14 protein-coding genes and 1 pseudogene are annotated in these 16,142 nt (G+C 43.3%); 10 read left to right on the top strand and 5 right to left on the bottom strand.

Annotated elements, in window-relative coordinates; all coding sequences use genetic code 11:
- Nucleotides 1-1,075: type IIL restriction-modification enzyme MmeI (locus MiAbW_RS17770; RefSeq protein WP_373996369.1), on the top strand; the 1,075-nt coding region annotated here is incomplete at its 5' end.
- Between the two features lie 202 nt (nt 1,076-1,277).
- On the opposite strand, the gene MiAbW_RS17765 is transcribed toward MiAbW_RS17770, so the two are convergent.
- Nucleotides 1,278-1,526 carry a Ycf34 family protein gene (locus tag MiAbW_RS17765; RefSeq protein ID WP_151697185.1) on the bottom strand — a complete coding sequence of 83 codons (249 nt, stop codon included), beginning with the start codon at nt 1,524-1,526 and terminating at the stop codon, nt 1,278-1,280.
- Nucleotides 1,527-1,620: 94 nt separating this feature from the next.
- Between MiAbW_RS17765 and MiAbW_RS17760 the strand changes: the two genes are divergently transcribed.
- Nucleotides 1,621-2,838 carry a CCA tRNA nucleotidyltransferase gene (locus MiAbW_RS17760; protein ID WP_151697184.1) on the top strand — a complete coding sequence of 406 codons (1,218 nt, stop codon included), beginning with the start codon at nt 1,621-1,623 and terminating at the stop codon, nt 2,836-2,838.
- 170 nt (nt 2,839-3,008) lie between these two features.
- Here MiAbW_RS17760 and MiAbW_RS17755 read toward each other — a convergent pair whose 3' ends face one another.
- Complete coding sequence (locus MiAbW_RS17755; protein WP_151697183.1) at nt 3,009-3,827, bottom strand: carbon-nitrogen hydrolase family protein; 819 nt, start codon at nt 3,825-3,827, stop codon at nt 3,009-3,011.
- A gap of 86 nt (nt 3,828-3,913) precedes the next feature.
- Between MiAbW_RS17755 and MiAbW_RS17750 the strand changes: the two genes are divergently transcribed.
- The 6 genes from MiAbW_RS17750 to MiAbW_RS17715 all read left to right on the top strand — a co-directional run bounded on the left by MiAbW_RS17750 (nt 3,914) and on the right by MiAbW_RS17715 (nt 10,718).
- The gene (locus MiAbW_RS17750) at nt 3,914-4,546 is read left to right on the top strand and encodes an HAD-IB family phosphatase (protein ID WP_151697182.1); all 633 of its coding nucleotides are present in this window, start codon (nt 3,914-3,916) and stop codon (nt 4,544-4,546) included.
- 407 nt (nt 4,547-4,953) lie between these two features.
- Nucleotides 4,954-5,631, top strand: a complete 678-nt coding sequence (locus MiAbW_RS17745) for a PEP-CTERM sorting domain-containing protein (protein WP_151697181.1) — start codon at nt 4,954-4,956, stop codon at nt 5,629-5,631.
- Between the two features lie 115 nt (nt 5,632-5,746).
- The gene (locus tag MiAbW_RS17740) at nt 5,747-6,031 is read left to right on the top strand and encodes a hypothetical protein (protein WP_151697180.1); all 285 of its coding nucleotides are present in this window, start codon (nt 5,747-5,749) and stop codon (nt 6,029-6,031) included.
- A 244-nt stretch (nt 6,032-6,275) separates the two neighbouring features.
- Nucleotides 6,276-7,802, top strand: a complete 1,527-nt coding sequence (locus tag MiAbW_RS17730) for a bifunctional aminoglycoside phosphotransferase/ATP-binding protein (protein WP_151697178.1) — start codon at nt 6,276-6,278, stop codon at nt 7,800-7,802.
- 57 nt (nt 7,803-7,859) lie between these two features.
- Entirely contained in the window at nt 7,860-8,423 is a 564-nt protein-coding gene (locus MiAbW_RS17725; RefSeq protein ID WP_151697177.1) for a Uma2 family endonuclease, read from the top strand.
- Nucleotides 8,424-8,666: 243 nt separating this feature from the next.
- Nucleotides 8,667-10,718 carry an FAD-dependent oxidoreductase gene (locus MiAbW_RS17715; RefSeq protein WP_151697176.1) on the top strand — a complete coding sequence of 684 codons (2,052 nt, stop codon included), beginning with the start codon at nt 8,667-8,669 and terminating at the stop codon, nt 10,716-10,718.
- Nucleotides 10,719-10,908: 190 nt separating this feature from the next.
- On the opposite strand, the gene ftsH4 is transcribed toward MiAbW_RS17715, so the two are convergent.
- The 3 genes from ftsH4 to MiAbW_RS17700 form a co-directional block, all read right to left on the bottom strand.
- Nucleotides 10,909-12,786, bottom strand: a complete 1,878-nt coding sequence (gene ftsH4, locus MiAbW_RS17710) for an ATP-dependent zinc metalloprotease FtsH4 (protein WP_151697175.1) — start codon at nt 12,784-12,786, stop codon at nt 10,909-10,911.
- Between the two features lie 77 nt (nt 12,787-12,863).
- Nucleotides 12,864-14,048 (bottom strand): tetratricopeptide repeat protein, encoded by a 1,185-nt coding sequence (locus MiAbW_RS17705; RefSeq protein ID WP_151697174.1) that lies wholly within the window; start codon nt 14,046-14,048, stop codon nt 12,864-12,866.
- A gap of 170 nt (nt 14,049-14,218) precedes the next feature.
- Nucleotides 14,219-15,691 carry a leucyl aminopeptidase gene (locus MiAbW_RS17700; RefSeq protein WP_151697173.1) on the bottom strand — a complete coding sequence of 491 codons (1,473 nt, stop codon included), beginning with the start codon at nt 15,689-15,691 and terminating at the stop codon, nt 14,219-14,221.
- A gap of 268 nt (nt 15,692-15,959) precedes the next feature.
- Between MiAbW_RS17700 and MiAbW_RS20755 the strand changes: the two genes are divergently transcribed.
- Both MiAbW_RS20755 and MiAbW_RS20280 read left to right on the top strand, forming a co-directional pair.
- On the top strand, nt 15,960-16,028 hold the full coding sequence (locus tag MiAbW_RS20755) for a helix-turn-helix domain-containing protein (protein ID WP_373996370.1): 69 nt from the start codon (nt 15,960-15,962) through the stop codon (nt 16,026-16,028).
- Nucleotides 16,018-16,142, top strand: a pseudogene (locus MiAbW_RS20280) (transposase); the annotation flags it as partial. The gene MiAbW_RS20755 and the pseudogene MiAbW_RS20280, both read left to right, overlap by 11 nt.

Below are 16,142 nucleotides of genomic sequence, written 5' to 3'. Positions count from 1 at the left end.
TACTCACAATGGTGGACACATTCATGAAGCGATTTCTACTCAGCCTTGGTCTGGTGAGGCGAATGTTCATGTTAGTATTGTCAATTGGAGTAAAGTTGAACCAGTAAGTTATTATTTAGATAATCATTCAGTTTCTCAGATTAATTCTTCTTTAAAAGCGACTGTAGATATTTCCAAAGCAGTTAGACTATTGGCAAACAAAAACATTAGTTTTCAAGGAGTGATACCAGTTGGTAAGGGATTTTATATTAAAAGTGAGCAAGCGGAAAAATGGATCGAAAATGATCTTAAGAATAAAGAGGTTTTAAAATTATCATCCTCTGCTAGTGATTTAACTGATGATCCTCAGGGAAAACCTAGCCGCTGGATTATTGATTTTAACAATATGAGTTTAGAAGATGCTAGTGAATATAAATTACCTTTTGAGCATATTAAAGTAAATGTTAAGCCAGAAAGAGAGCAAAATAGACGAGAAGTTACTAAACTAAACTGGTGGAAATATGGTGAAAAAAGACCAGCAATGAGAACAGCAATTGAATCTTTAGCTTGTTACTTTAGTATTCCCGCACACTCAAAATGGTTTATTTTTGTTCCTACTTCTTTAGATTGGCTACCTAATAATTCGATTCATGTCGTTGCTTCTGATGATTTCTATATTCTCGGTATCTTAACATCAAATATACATCGAATTTGGATAAAAGCCCAAAGTTCAACTCTTGAAGACAGAACTCGCTACACTCCTAACACCTGTTTTGAAACCTTCCCCTTTCCCCAGAAAACTTCACAGGAACTTGTCGAAAAAATCCGTAAAACCGCCAACGAATTACACGAATACCGCAGCCAACAGATGGAGAAAAAACAATGGGGAATCACTAAACTATATAACCAATTCTTTAACGAACCCAGTAGCCAACTGTATCAACTCCATCAGAAATTAGACAAGCTAGTAATGGAAGCATATCACTTCCAAGCTGACGACGACATCTTAGAGAAACTATTAACCTTAAACCTGGAATTAGCAGAAAAAGAGAAGCGAGGAGAAACCGTCATCGGTCCCTGGTCCCCTTACTCTTAGTGAGTAACGCACAGAAAACGGGTTTCTCGGAGAAACCCGTTTTCTACTCATGCAAAAAGGTGAATAAATAATCAGTCTTTAATAACCAGATTTAGTATGACTACTATTGCACGGGTACATCAAGAAAAGTTAACGGGTCTATCTATTGCTGGATAAGGGTTTTCGGCTCTTGTAGTAGATATGTATGGGTAGTTCAGGTGTTTTAGGTGGGAACTGGTTCACCAGGACGCAAACTAGACCATTTACCGGTTTCGCGTAAAAAGCTTTCACAACCCACCACATCCCACTCCATTTCGATATAATCTTCCTTGGTGCGAATGTTAACGTTAATAGAAGGATTCTTCGCATCAAAGTCCGGTGTCTCGGTGAGATGACGTTCCTGATGTTGTGTTTCTACGGCATGATAGGTGAGACAGCGATCAACAAAATAGCAGTTAATACAAATACACATAGGTTTAACTCTATAAGTCTTTTCCGTTAATCTAGCTCAGTCTCTCCCCAAATGGGGCCGGTCAAAATTATATTTTTGTAAATTTATCTTCTCGATGTCTTGTCAAAAAAACCTAGATAGTTTAGTTAAAGAAGTTTTTGCGATTAATCAGCAAGAATTGCCAGAAAATGCTTATTTAGTCGGTGGTGCTGTGCGAGACGCTTTATTAAACCGTCAGAAAGACTATATAGACCTAGATTTTGTGGTTCCCGAAAAAGCGATCGAAATTGCCCAAACTATTGCCCATCAGTATAAGGCCGGTTTTGTGGTTTTAGATGCCGTTCGTCAAATTGCTCGCGTCGTTTTTCCCCAGGGGACCCTTGATTTCGCGCAACAGGAGGGAGAATCTCTAGAAATAGACCTAAAAAGACGGGATTTCACCGTTAATGCTCTTGCTTATAATCTCCACACCCAAGAAATTTTCGATCCTTTAGGGGGATTACAAGATTTAGGATGCCAATCCCTGCGGATGATTTCCCCCGAAAATCTTCAGGATGATCCCCTAAGATTATTAAGGGCCTATCGACAAGCGGCTCAATTGGACTTTGAGATCGAACCCCATACCCGTGCAACTATTCGTTCTCTTGCCCCTTTATTGTACCGTGTAGCCGCCGAAAGGGTACAATCCGAGTTGAATTACCTTTTGCTCAATTCCCGTGGCAATAAATGGCTAAAAAGTGCCTGGGAAGATGGCTTATTATCTCTCTGGTTGCGTCGGATTACCCCCGCAAAAATGGAGCGAGTTATGGGGGTGGAAGCGGCAGCGGGATTTTTAGAATCTTTGTTACCAGAAAAATTTATCTTTTCCCCTTCTCAGTTACAGTTGACAAAATTGGCCCTATTGGTATCGGATATTTTAGCAGAAGCGGAAAAAGAGTTAATCGATCTCAAGTATTCCCGCGGGGAAATTCGCACGGTAATCACGGTAATTAAGTCTTTACCTCCCCTCAAGGAGCCAGATAATTTGAGTGTGCGGGAACAGTATTTTATTTATCTAAATACGGGAAAAGTATTTCCTGTCTTTGCCCTTTTTGCTTTATCAATGGGGATTAACAAAAATATCGTCGCTTCTCTGTTGACTTCCTATCTCGATCCCGATAATATTATCGCCCATCCCCGACCTTTATTAAGGGGCGATGATTTAATCAACCATTTACACCTGAAACCCAGTCCAATTATCGGTAAGTTATTAACCGAGGTACAAATTGCCCAAATTGAAGGCAAAGTTACAGTTTTTCAGGAGGCGATCGATTTTGCTAAAAAGTTATTATAAGTGGTTGGTTATAATTAAATTAAAAATGGATTTTAGGTTCGATCCCCCCTTAATAAGGGGGGCATCTGATAATTTTTAACGCCTACCTACTTAAGTGGTTGGAGAAGAGAGAAGTGAGGCTCTGTTCCCTATTGATAACCGTCCCTGGGAACTAATTTTCTGAGCGAATTTTAAACAAAAACACGATGTTGCAGGGAAGGCATTTGTCGTCGCACCTGTTGCAGACGTTGGGGATTAATTTCAGCAATTGCCACCCCCGCTTCTTCCCCTGCGTCGGCTAAAACCACACCCCAAGGATCGATAATCATAGCGTGACCGTGGGTGTGACGGCGTGCGTAATTATTGCCCGTTTGAGCAGGAGCTATTATATAACAAGTATTCTCGATCGCTCGCGCTTGTAACAAAACTTTCCAATGATCTTTCCCTGTAAAAGCTGTAAACGCCGCAGGTACAAATAAAACATCGGCCCCTTGCTGCGATAAATAGCGATAGAGTTCAGGAAAACGCACATCATAGCAAATCGAGAGGCCAATTTTACCCAAGCTATCGGAGCCATAAATTGGCGGTAAATCGACTCCTGCCATGACTGTACTCGATTCCTGATAGGTGTTACCATCCGGGACATTGACATCAAAGAGATGGACTTTTTGATAACGGGCTAATTCCGCACCGTTGCCATCAACTAAAATAGCGGTATTATAAGCCTTATCGGGAATACCCGTCACCGGCACGGGAAAACCACCCCCTAAAATGGTCACTTGAAACCGTTGGGCCATGGTGCGGAGGAATTTATCGGCTTTTCGAGCAATAGTCTCGGCCTGGGCGATTTTATCGCTTTCTGCCCCCATAAAAGCGAAATTTTCTGGTAAACCGATTAATTCCGCCCCTTTACCCACGGCAAGTTCGATCAATTCTTCAGCGGCAGCGAGATTTTTCTCTAAATCCGGCTGACTGGTCATTTGAATGGCGGCGGCGAGATAGGATTTCATGGGGGTTGAAGCTCTAGAGTCAGATAATCTCTGTAAAATTAATCATAACCTTCGATTATATCCAATTTCAGATATTTTGTCACCCCATGAGTAAAATTGTTTTCTGTGACTTTGATGGCACTATCACCGCCGTGGAAACCTTTGCGGGTATGCTCAAAGAATTCGCCCCCGATTTATCAGCCCAAATTATGCCCCAAATGTACGCTCGCACTCTGACTCTGCGCCGGGGTGTCCGTCAACTGCTAGAGTCGATACCGAGCCAAAAATACGCCGATATTCTCGCCTATGCCGAAAGCAAGCCAATTCGCCCCGGATTAGCTGAATTCCTCGCTTTTTTACAGGAGCAATCCATCCCTTTTATTATTATCTCCGGTGGCATCCAAGGCATGATTGAAACGGTCTTAAAACGGGAGGGACTATTAGATAAGGTGACGGCAATTTATGGGGTCAATCTTCATACTCAAGGGGAATATCTGCAAGTTCGCTCCGATTGGGAAAATGAGACGGAATTAGTGGCTAAAGCCTTGATTATGGACAAATATTCAGGAGTAGAAACTATTGCGATCGGTGATTCCGTTACCGATATTACCATGGCTAGAAGGGCCGATCTAGTTTTTGCTAGGGATCGTTTAATCGATTATCTGCAAGCGGAAAATCAACCCTATATTCCTTGGGATAACTTTTTTGAGATTCGTGAATATCTGTTATTGAGAGATTAGGGATTGGCTGTTATAAGTAATGGTTAGGATAGGCAAGGGGCAAGAGGTAGTTAGATATGTGTAATTAATCGTGTATAGCTACATACAAAAATTCTCAATTCCCGACAGACATAGAGATTCTAATAATCCAAGACCAACCCGTTAAAAGATTTTTTACTACCCTACTCTCAAGGGTAACAATAATTATAAATTTTTTGTTAATTTTTAGGCTTGACAAAATCGGGGGGGGGTAGAATCCCGTTATGGCTCTGTCTTGTCATTGAGGAACTAACTTAAAATTTAGTGATTGGCAATTTTGAAAAAATCAGTCTTTCTCCCTTGCCAATCTCGCTTAATTCCAGGTTTTCTCCTTTAAAGGTCAGTCAGGACATTTGTTTGTTTATTTGTTTTGAGGAAAATTTCTGGATATGAAAACTTCGACTGTGATCGAAAAACTTTCGCTGGCTGCGGCTGGAGCTACCTTTGTAGTCACCTTTGCCCATACAACTGCTGCCAATGCAGCCATTGTCGCTTTGGATGATAGCAATTCATGGATTTCACCGGGGACAAACACGCTAACCAATTTAGGTTTTAACATGGTTACTGTTCCCGATCCTGGCTTAGCAGAGTTCACAAATGTTACAACTCTATCCTCGCCTTTAGGTAACTTAACTTTCACTCCAAGTGTAGATTACCGAAAGATTGGTAGTGGTTGGGCAACCTGGAGTAACGGCTACACGGGAGAGGTGTATTATTCCCAAGGTGCAACATCGATTGAGATTGACCTGCCCGCTAGTATTGCCGCTTTTGACCTGTATGTGGAGCCAAATCCATTCGGCATCTTCGATATTACTGTAACTGCTCAGGATGGCACTACGACAAGTCTGACACAACCTGTAGATGGTAATGGGGGAGCCAAGTACTTTGGCTTCTACGGCATAGGCGGAGATTTGATTGACAAAATCACAGTTTCCAGTAGCGTAGATTTTGCCGTAGGACAGCTTCGCTTGGGTGCTAAGCCTGTTCCCGAACCTGCTTCAGTCTTAGGTTTACTCGCCATCGGTGCTTTGGGTGCTGGTTCAGTCTTGAAGCGCAAATTAAAATAAAAAACTGGTCAATCTAGCCTTAAATTAGCAGCGATCGCACTTTATCGATATAGCGCGATCGCTTTTTTGGCGTTAGAATAGTTAAAGACACGATAAATTGATTCAAGTCAAGCCCATGCCACTAACTCTTAATTTAACATCGGAAATCGAACAATATCTCGGCCAAAAAGCGAGGGAGAAAGGTCTTTCTCTAGAAGATTATGTCCTCAAGCTACTTAAAGATACTATTTTAGAACAAGAAAAACAGACCAAACTGGTTAATTTACTTCAATCTTGGATTGATGAAGAAGATGAACAAGAACAACAAGAAACCGGTGAATATTTAATCGAAGCACTCGATCAAGATCGTTTATCTGAGCGTCCTTTATTTCCGGCTGAATTAAAGGGAGTAACTTGGTGAATAAGCTGCCCGCAAATTTAAATTGCTTGTTGAGATCAGGCAAGGGGGGATTGGCGGAGATTTAGCTGCGCGGGGGTCGCAAGATCTGGTTCTCGCCAACGGGGTTTGGGAGGTAGAAACCCTCAAGGGCTGGGATTGGGTGATAAAATTAGAAATAACGCCCAATTTTAACCGAGGGGTTCCTTTAAAAAATCCCAACTTAGTCAATATCAAAAATGAGATGTACCCCAGAGGAGTTCTCCCTATGGATAGCAACCGATTAATCGAAGAATTAAAAAATCCCGACTTTTATCCTCATGCTGTCAAAATTCCCGTTGAAATTATCCAAACCCATGCTTCAATTATCTTCTTGACAGGAGATTATGCCTATAAAATCAAGAAACCAGTTAATTATAATTTTTTAGATTTCTCCACTTTAGAAAAGAGAAAGTATTATCTAGAACAGGAACTAGAGTTAAATAAAAAAGTTGCCGCTAATATCTATCTGGAAGTTTTGTCAATTAATGATCAACAGGGTAGCATAAGTTTAAATGGAAAAGGAAAAGCGATCGAATACGTTTTAAAAATGAATCAGTTTCCCCAAGAATGTTTACTTAGTAGAGTCTTTGAACGGGGAGAACTAACGGAAAAAGTGATCGAGTCTTTGGCTGAAAAAGTGGCACAATTTCATCGGCAAGCTCTGACTAATTCCTATATTACTCAATTTGGCAATTTAGAAGTTATTAAACAAGCTTTTGATGAAAACTACCAACAAACCGAGAAATATATTAATTTTGTCCAAACCAAAAAACAATACAATGAAACGAAAGCTTATACAGATAAATTCTTTGCAGAACACCGAGATTGGTTAGAGGAAAGACAAATAAAAGGGATGATTCGCGAATGTCATGGAGACCTACATTTAAATAATATCTGTCAGTGGCAGGGAGAAATACAATTATTTGATCGCATAGAATTTAATGAATCTTTTCGCTTCGTTGATGTCATGTATGATATTGCTTTTACAGTCATGGATTTAAGCGCTAGAGGGAGAAAAGATTTCGCTAATTTATTTGTGAATACTTATTTAGAACAAACCGCCGACTGGGAGGGTTTAAAAGTCTTGCCTCTCTACCTGACAAGACAAGCGTATGTGAGGGCAAAAGTCAATAGTTTTCTGCTTGATGGTGACAGTTTTTCCGAGAAAATTAAAGCCGATGCACAGGATTATTATCAATTAGCTTGGCAGTACACACAACCGCAGAAACCGAGATTAATTCTGATGTCGGGATTTTCTGCATCTGGTAAGAGTACCATAGGTAAAGTAATTGCTAAAAATCTTAATGCTATTCAGATTCGTTCCGATGCAGTTCGCAAACATTTAGCTGGAATTGACTTAAATCAAACAGGAAGTCTAGATATATATAGTCTCGAAATGAGTCAAAAAACCTTCGCTAGACTGGCGGAATTAGCCCGAATTTTAATAGCTTTAGGTTATCCAGTTATTCTCGATGCACGCTACGATAAATATGCTTGGAGAGAACCTTTATTAACCTATGCCCAAAATTTACAGATTCCTTTTCATATTGTCCATTGTCACGCACCTATAGAAGTTTTAAAACAACGGATTGCCGCTAGAAAAGGCGATATTTCTGACGCTACTATCGAGGTTTTAAATGCCCAAATTGAGAAAACAGAACCTTTTAATGAAAAAGAACAACCCTATCTAATTTCCCTAGACACTACTAACCCCAATTGGTCAGAATTTTTAGAGAGTCAATTAGGTAAATAGGTTGAGATTAATCACGATATAGCCATTCTTATAAAGTAGCAAGAAGGAGAAGCGATTATGGAAACTGTAGTGTTAAATCTAGAAACAGTTAATCTGACCGATGAACAATTTTATCATCTCTGTCAGGCTAATCAAACATGGAATTTAGAACGTAATCAAAAAGGAGAATTATTAATTATGCCTCCCGTGGGTGGAAATAGTGGTAATCGAGAAGCTGATTTAATTGCTGATGTAACAATTTGGAATCGTCAAAGTAATTCAGGTAAAGTCTTTAGTTCTTCGACAATTTTTCATTTACCAAAGGGAGGATATCGTTCTCCTGATGTTGCTTGGATAAAACTGGAAAGATGGGAAGCTTTGAGCGCAGAAGAGCGAGAAAAGTTCCCACCTTTGTGTCCCGATTTTGTGATTGAATTACGTTCTCGTACTGATTCTCTCATCTCTTTACAGGAAAAGATGCGCGAATATTTAGCCAGTGGTTTACGTTTGGGTTGGTTAATTAATCCCCAACAGCAGCAGGTGGAAATCTACCGACTAAATAGCGATGTGGAAATTATTAATTTACCTGCTGTTTTATCCGGGGAAGATGTCTTACCCGGGTTTGTTTTGCATTTAACTTAGGAAGGATTGCAGGGAATAACAAAGGGAATGACACCGAGTCAGAATATCCCTATTCTGTCAAAACATTTCCAGAAAAGCGATCGATTGTCAGCTTGGAGGTGTATAATCTCTTAAAGGCCAGCATCAAGCTAAAAAGTTCTCAAGACCACCCAAAAAAAACATCAGGATTTCAGGAACAGATGCTCTGGCTTCTTCTTCAAAGAAAGAGGAAACTCTCAGCCACAACATTGATATTTGTCAATAATGTCCCCTAAAATTTTCAATCATCACTTTACTCCTCTTAAATCCCTCTCTCTGGGATTATTTCTCCTACAAGCTTTCACTCCCCTTACCCTAGCAGCCCCCCCGCGAGAACCAGATCAAAGCGTCGGCTGTGATATTCTGGTGGTGGGTGGTGGTTTAGCCGGTGCCGGTGCGGCCTACGAAGCTTTATTATTAGGAAAAACCGTCTGTTTAACCGAGATTACCGACTGGGTGGGGGGACAGATATCTTCTCAGGGAACCTCCGCATTAGATGAAAGACGAACACAAAGAGAAAAATTATTTTTCCCGAAAGGTTATCTAGAATTTAGGGAAAGAATTAGAAAGCATTACGGGAAACGCAACCCCGGAGAATGTTGGGTAAGCGGGTCCTGTTTTTTGCCTTTTGATGGACATAAATTATTATTTCAACAGTTAGAAGACGCTGCCAAAAAAGGCAAAGGAACCCTGAAATGGTTTCCCTCCACGGTAGTCAAAGAATTAAATATTGAAACTTTACCCAATCGCGGTACTGGTCAACAGATTACCAGTGTAATTGCTATTCAACATAGTCCCGCAAAAGAGACTCCTCCCCTAAATACCGAGTTTTTATCGCAAAAAATCGAGGATATCTATCGCTACGAAAATTCTCCCCGTTTTGATAAGAAAATCCTCCGTTTTGTCCCTAAATCCTCCCAACCGAATCAATTAGCAGATTGGTATGTGATTGAAGCGACCGAAACCGGGGAAATCATCGGATTATCAGATATTCCCTACCGTTTAGGGGTCGATAAGCGCAGTTATCTGGAACCTTCTTCCTCTAGCGTCACTGGTGACCCCTACTGTACCCAAGGGTTTACCTATACCTTCGCCATGGAGGAAACAGAAAAACCACAAACCCACGAGAAACCGGTTTATTACGAACGCTATGCCCCCTATTTTAGCTATGAATTGCAGCGATTAGCCGATTTTGACCTCGTTTTCACCTATCGTCGTATTTGGAGTCCACAACTGGGTAAAGAGAAAACCTTTGGGGGAATTACTTTTACCGAACCCGTCCCGGGGGATATCTCCATGCAGAATTGGACCTGGGGAAATGATTATCGTCCGGGTACTGCCAAGGATAACTTTATCTACACCCGTGAACAGTTGCAACAGTTAGGACAGTTATCCCCGGGGGGATGGATGGGAGGATTACGCACAGAAACCCTCGCGAGGGGCGAAGAACACGCCATTTCCTACTATTATTGGTTAGTAGAAGGAACCACCGATTCCCAGTTAGGAGACGGGGTAAAAGTTCCCCATTTGAATAACCGTTATCTCTCTGGTTTTGATTCTCCCATGGGTACTGCCCACGGTTTGTCAAAATATCCCTATATTCGGGAAGCAAGACGGATTATCGGTCGTCCTTCCCTGACTTTCCCCGCTGGTTTTACCGTCACAGAAATCGATATTTCCCGACAAAATTTTCAAAGCGATTTCTATCGTCAAAATCTTTCCCCAGCAGAATATCGGCGCTTAATTGCCACCTTGGCAGGATTAGAGGGATTTTCCGTACTTGATGGCACATTATCCCCCGACAAGGCCGTTAAACGCAAGCGATCAACTATTTACCCCGATTCCGTCGGTATCGGTCACTATGCGATTGATTTTCACCCCTGCATGACGGAACATCCCCCCGAAAAACCGGGTAATACAGAAAAAGCAGGAGAAAGACAGGGACAAGGGCAAGCTTATCCCTTTGAGATACCTTTAAGGGCTATAATTCCCCAAAAAATCGATAATTTACTGATAGCGGGTAAAAGTATCGCCCTCAGTCATATTGCTGCGGCCGCCTATCGTGTCCATTCCTTCGAGTGGTCCTCCGGGGTAGCTGCTGGCATCACGGCAGTATATGCTTTAGATAATAATGTACTGCCCTATCAATTAGTAGAAAGTGATTTTCTCATCGGCAATAAACAACTGCGAGAATTACGGCAAAAAATCGACGCAAGTGGTAATCCAACTATGTTCCCCGATGCCTCAATTTTCCAGTCGATGGATAATTGGTATTAATTAGGGTTTACTGAAAAAGTTTGTTGGTGGGGTTAGTAGTCAGTAGTCAGTAGTCAGCTTTTATTTATTCTCCCCTTTCCCTTTTCCCCACTCTCTTATACTTTTTTAAACAGGATTTAGTATTACAAGAGGTCTAATAGGAAAAACCCCATCTTTCTTCAAGATAGGGTCAGGTAAAAATCAAATCAATCTAAACAGTAACAGGTTCTCGATCGAGGGGTTTAACGCGATCGAGCAGGGTCTGCAATTGTTCCCCTTCAATCACCTCTTTACTGAGGATTTCTTGGGCAATTTCTTCGAGTAAATCGCGATTTTGAGCAAGGATATCCAAGGCCTGCTGATGACCATTTTCGACAATCTCTTTCACTTCATTATCGATCGCTTTGGCCGTATCATCGCTCACCAAACGCCGGGGATTCATCATGCCATCTCCCAGAAAACTATTCTGTTGACCTTTTTCGTAGGCTAGGGGACCCAGGGTCTTACTCATACCATAGGTTGTCACCATGCGTTCGGCCAAATCCGTCGCCCGCTGTAGGTCATTAGCCGCCCCAGTAGTAATACTACCAAAAATAATCTCCTCGGCGGCCCGACCGCCTAAAAGAGTAGCAATTTGGTCGCGTAATTCCGTATCATCCATAAGGAAACGGTCTTCCGTGGGCATTTGCAGGGTATAACCGAGGGCTGCCATGCCGCGAGGCACGATCGAAATCTTAGCAACTTTACCACCCCCCGGCATAACTGCACCGACGAGAGCGTGACCAACTTCGTGATAAGCGACGATTTTCTTCTCTTTTTCCGAGAGAACTCGGCTTTTCTTCTCTAAACCCGCCACTACCCGCTCGATTGCCTCATTAAAGTCCTCTTGGGCAACGGTGCTGCGTTGATTGCGGGCTGCCAATAAAGCGGCCTCATTGACTAGATTAGCTAAGTCAGCACCAGCAAAACCGGGGGTACGGGTAGCAATCTGTTTTAAATCTGCATCCGAGCCTAATTTTACCTTACCTGCGTAGATTTCGAGGATTTTTAAGCGTCCAGCCAGATCGGGGCGATCAACTAACACTTGGCGATCAAAACGGCCGGGGCGTAAAAGGGCGGGATCAAGAGTTTCGGGGCGATTAGTGGCGGCCAGCACGATCACCGTCGCATCACCAGCGTTAAAACCGTCCATTTCCGTCAATAATTGGTTTAAAGTCTGTTCCCGTTCATCGTTACCCCCCATAAAATTACCGTTAGCGCGAGATTTACCGATCGCGTCTAATTCATCGATAAAAATAATACAGGGGGCTTTTTTCTTGGCCTGTTCAAACAGATCTCGCACTCGGGCCGCCCCTGCACCGACAAAGAGTTCCACGAATTCCGAACCTGAGATACTAAAGAAAGAAACTCCCGCTTCTCCCGCTACTGCTTTCGCCAGCAGGGTTTTTCCTGTCCCCGGCGGACCGACGAGGAGGACACCCTTAGGAATCCGCGCCCCGATTTGAATGTAACGTTGGGGATATTTGAGAAATTCGACGATTTCGGCCAGTTCAGTTTTCGCTTCTTCCACACCGGCCACATCTTTAAAAGTGGTTTTGGTGGTGTCTCCTTCCACATAGACTTTAGCGCGACTTTTGGTAATCGAGAGGGCCCCGGCCGGACCACCGCCACCGCTGCGGGCGAGGAAAAATTGCCAAATACCGACAAAAATCAGGGGAGGAATCACCCAACTAAGAACACTACCAATCCAGCCATTTTTTGGCGGTGGTGCGGCGGCGAATTCTACGCCCTTAGCTTCCAGACGTTTGGGCAATTCTAGGTCAAAAATCGGTGTAGTGCTGAAAATTCGTCCGTAGTTGCCCTCTTGGTCGTTTTTAAGCTGATAACGAATCTCATTCTGTCCCACGGATACCCTAGCGACGTTGCCATCTTCCACTTGGTCGATAAAAAGACTGTAGGGAACTTTGGGGACGCTAGGGCCAAATAATTGCGGGAAAAGGAGGTTAACAATCAGAAATAAGCCGCCTACGGCTAATAAAACATTACCGATCAGGCGAGATTGTGAAGGAGGTTTGCTTTTTATACTCATTGCTGGGCCTGATTCATTAAAATTAGTCTCTATACTTTCCCCATTGTAGGCTGTTGACTGCTCAAGTTCAGATTGAATCAGGCGGGGGGATTACCGTCGTCTTCGGGCGGTTTTTGCTCTAGTAAAGCCTCTAGACGGGTTTGGGCAAGCTCAAAATCCGGCGCAATCCCTAAAGCTTTTTGATAACAGGCGATCGCTGCTTGGGTTTCGCCTAAATTTTCTAGGGTACTGCCGCGATTGTACCAAGCTTGATAAAAACTATCGTCTGCTTCTAGCACCTGTTGCCAACATTCTAACGCTTCTTGCCAACGTTGCAGTCCGTATAGGGCGCTGCCCCTAGCGTTAATGACTTGGTGATCGTTGGGGGTGATTTCTAGGGCGCGATCATAGCTATTTAACGCCTCCTCGTAGTTACCGATCATGGCTAAGGCACCACCACGATTATGCCAGGCCGAAGCCAATTGGGGATCGATCGTCAGGGCCTGTTCCCAATCGGCGATCGCATTTGACCAATTGCCTAAATTTGCCTGTTCTAAGCCCTGATTAAACCAATCTGCGGCAGTTTCAGGGTTTTTATCTTCCTGGTGGGAAAATTGAGCGATCAGACTATCAATAATGCTTTCTGCGTCCTTATTTTCGATGCCCAATTGTTCGGCCATTTGGCCCGCTAGGGTAGGATCGTTTTGCAGACGGTTAAATAATTCATCGAGGGTCAGGGTTTCTAATTGGGGATTTTCTGCGTCATTACCGTTAAAATCGCTAGTTTCACCGGAATATAAGAGATTTTCGGGGGGTTGCGGCAGGGAATAACTACCCGGGGCTTCATCTTCGCCGGCGTATTCCCAGATTAAAGTGGCAGTTTCTTTGGTGTAGAGTTGATAACCGACCTCGTAGGAAGCTTCACCAATACGTTCAATACCCGGGAAAGCGCGGGCTAATTCTCCTAAACGGATCATTCTGGTGGCGAGAAGTTGGTTAAGGGAAGCGGAGGATTGCAGACGGGTTCCAAAACGCTCTAACCATTCTACCCAATCTTTTTGCCGACCTCGATCGCCCAATTTCTCAAAAAATCTCAGAATTCTGCCTTCGTGCCAACCGTGGGCCACTCCATCGAGTAACTGCATATAGAGAAACTCGTAGTCTGTATCGGTTAGGGGAACAGATTCGATCGCTTGTACTCTCCCCTTTCCCCCTTGTCCCCCCAAAAGTCGGGTAAAAAAGTTTTCGATCGCACGCCAAAGTTTTCTTAAAAGTCCCTGCATTCTAATCTCGACACTGGTTTTATTAATCTTGCAAGCATCACCCAATTAGTCTAGCAGTTATCAGTTATTGGGGAATAGGGGTTAGGGTTTGGGGAGATTTTTCAGGGATCGGTAAACAGTAATCAGTAAAAATACTCCTCACTTAATACCGCTTACCGATCACCGATAACTTAATTATTGGCCATCACCCAATTAACTAGAGTGCGGACGGGAAAACCAGTGGCCCCGGCATTATTAACGCCATTTTCCTTGTCCGACCAGACCGGACCTGCGATATCTAGGTGCAGCCAGGGAGTATTATTAATGAATTGCTTCAAAAATAAAGCGGCTGTAATGGAACCGCCAGGGCGCGGGCCAGTGTTTTTCATATCGGCAATTTGAGACTTCATCCCCTCGAAATATTTTTCTTCTAGAGGCATCGGCCAGAATTTTTCGCCAGCTAATTTAGCGGACTGTTGGAGTTGATCGGTGAGACTCTCATCGCTACTCCATAAACCGGCGATATCGTCCCCCAAAGCGACGACACAGGCCCCGGTTAAAGTGGCTAGATCCACGATCGCATCCACCTCTAATTTTTCCGCAAAAACCAAGCCATCGGCCAGGGTTAATCGTCCCTCGGCATCGGTGTTATTGACTTCAATAGTTTTGCCGTTGGAAGCGGTTAAAATATCCCCGGGGTGCATAGCGCGACCACTAATCATATTTTCTGTAGCCGGACAGATAAAGTGTACTTCCACTTCCGGCCGTAATTGAGCGATCGCCTTAGCCGCGCCTAGGGTAGCGGCACCACCCCCCATATCCATTTTCATGGTTTCGATGCCACTGCCGGCCCCTTTAATATTCAAACCGCCGGAATCAAAGGTTAAACTTTTGCCGACGATTGCTAGTTTACGTTTCGGGGTTCCTTGGGGTTTATAGATTAAATGAAGGAATTTCGGGGGAATATCCGAGGCTTTGGCCACTCCTAAGAAAGCTCCCATGCCCAAGCTTTCGCATTCTTCCTGTTCCAGAATTTTCAGACTTAATCCGTATTCGCTGGCAATTTGCTCGGCGGTTTCTGCCATGGTTAGGGGGGTGACGGTGTTAGCGGGAGCATTGACTAATTCTCTGGCCAGAATCACCCCGGAACAGATCTGCTCGGCTTTGGCGATCGCTGATTTTTGCTCTCCTAAACCCAATAACTCGACGGTTTCTAATTTGGCTCCTTTTTCCTCTTTAGTGGACTTGAAGCGGGTATCCTGATGAGTGGCCAGCAGTAGTCCTTCCGTGATTGCTCCAGCAGTAGCGGACTGATCGCCAACTACTGGTAAACTAATGGCCAGAGCTTGGCTTTTTTGTTGTTTGGCCAGACGAGCGATGGCGGCGGCCGCTAGACGCAGGGTTTGCAGGTTGAAATCAGCAGTTTTTCCCAATCCCACCAGGATTAATTTGCGAATCGGACCACCACCTAGACGAGTCGCCGCACTGCTGCCTAATTTTCCCTCAAATTCCGTCTCGGAGATGAGATCACCTAGGTTTCCCCCTAGTTTATCGTTTAATTCGGCCAATTCTCCTGCAATCTCGATGGCTCCTTCTGGTAAACCTAGGGCTAAAGTATCTCCTGTCCAAGTAAGGAGCGAGGTGTCAGTCGATCGAATATCCATTCTTTATCTCGATAATTCTTTGCAAATTGCTTCTATTAATCACTATACTGTAAGCTCTATCTAAATGGAGCAAGAGGACTCCCGTTAAATTTCTCCTTAATTAAAAATATACCAGAAATTAACGTAACGATGAATTGCCACCAGAATCTAAACTAAGGCGACAGCGTTTCCTTATTGGGAAAGGCTTGATTCTCAAGGTATGTATGAGCTTGACATATTTAAGCGGTAAGTGTTATGCTGAAAAGGTGGCACAGATGGGTTCAGGCTGATGTTAAATGTTTTAAAAGTGAGAATATACCCAAACAAAGAACAAGAACTGTCCCTAAAAAGCCATTAAGGAGGTAGCCAAGGTTCACGAAAAGATAGCAAATACTAGACAAGATTTTCTTCATAAACTCTCCAGAAAGTTATGCGATGAAAACCAAATCGTTGTAGCCGAGAATCTGAATAT

It is taken from the genome of Microcystis aeruginosa NIES-4325, assembly GCF_008974145.1.
Taxonomy (GTDB): Bacteria; Cyanobacteriota; Cyanobacteriia; order Cyanobacteriales; family Microcystaceae; genus Microcystis; species Microcystis aeruginosa_G.
The sequence above is the reverse complement of the archived record's forward strand: the minus strand, read 5'-3'. Positions and strand labels throughout refer to the sequence as shown.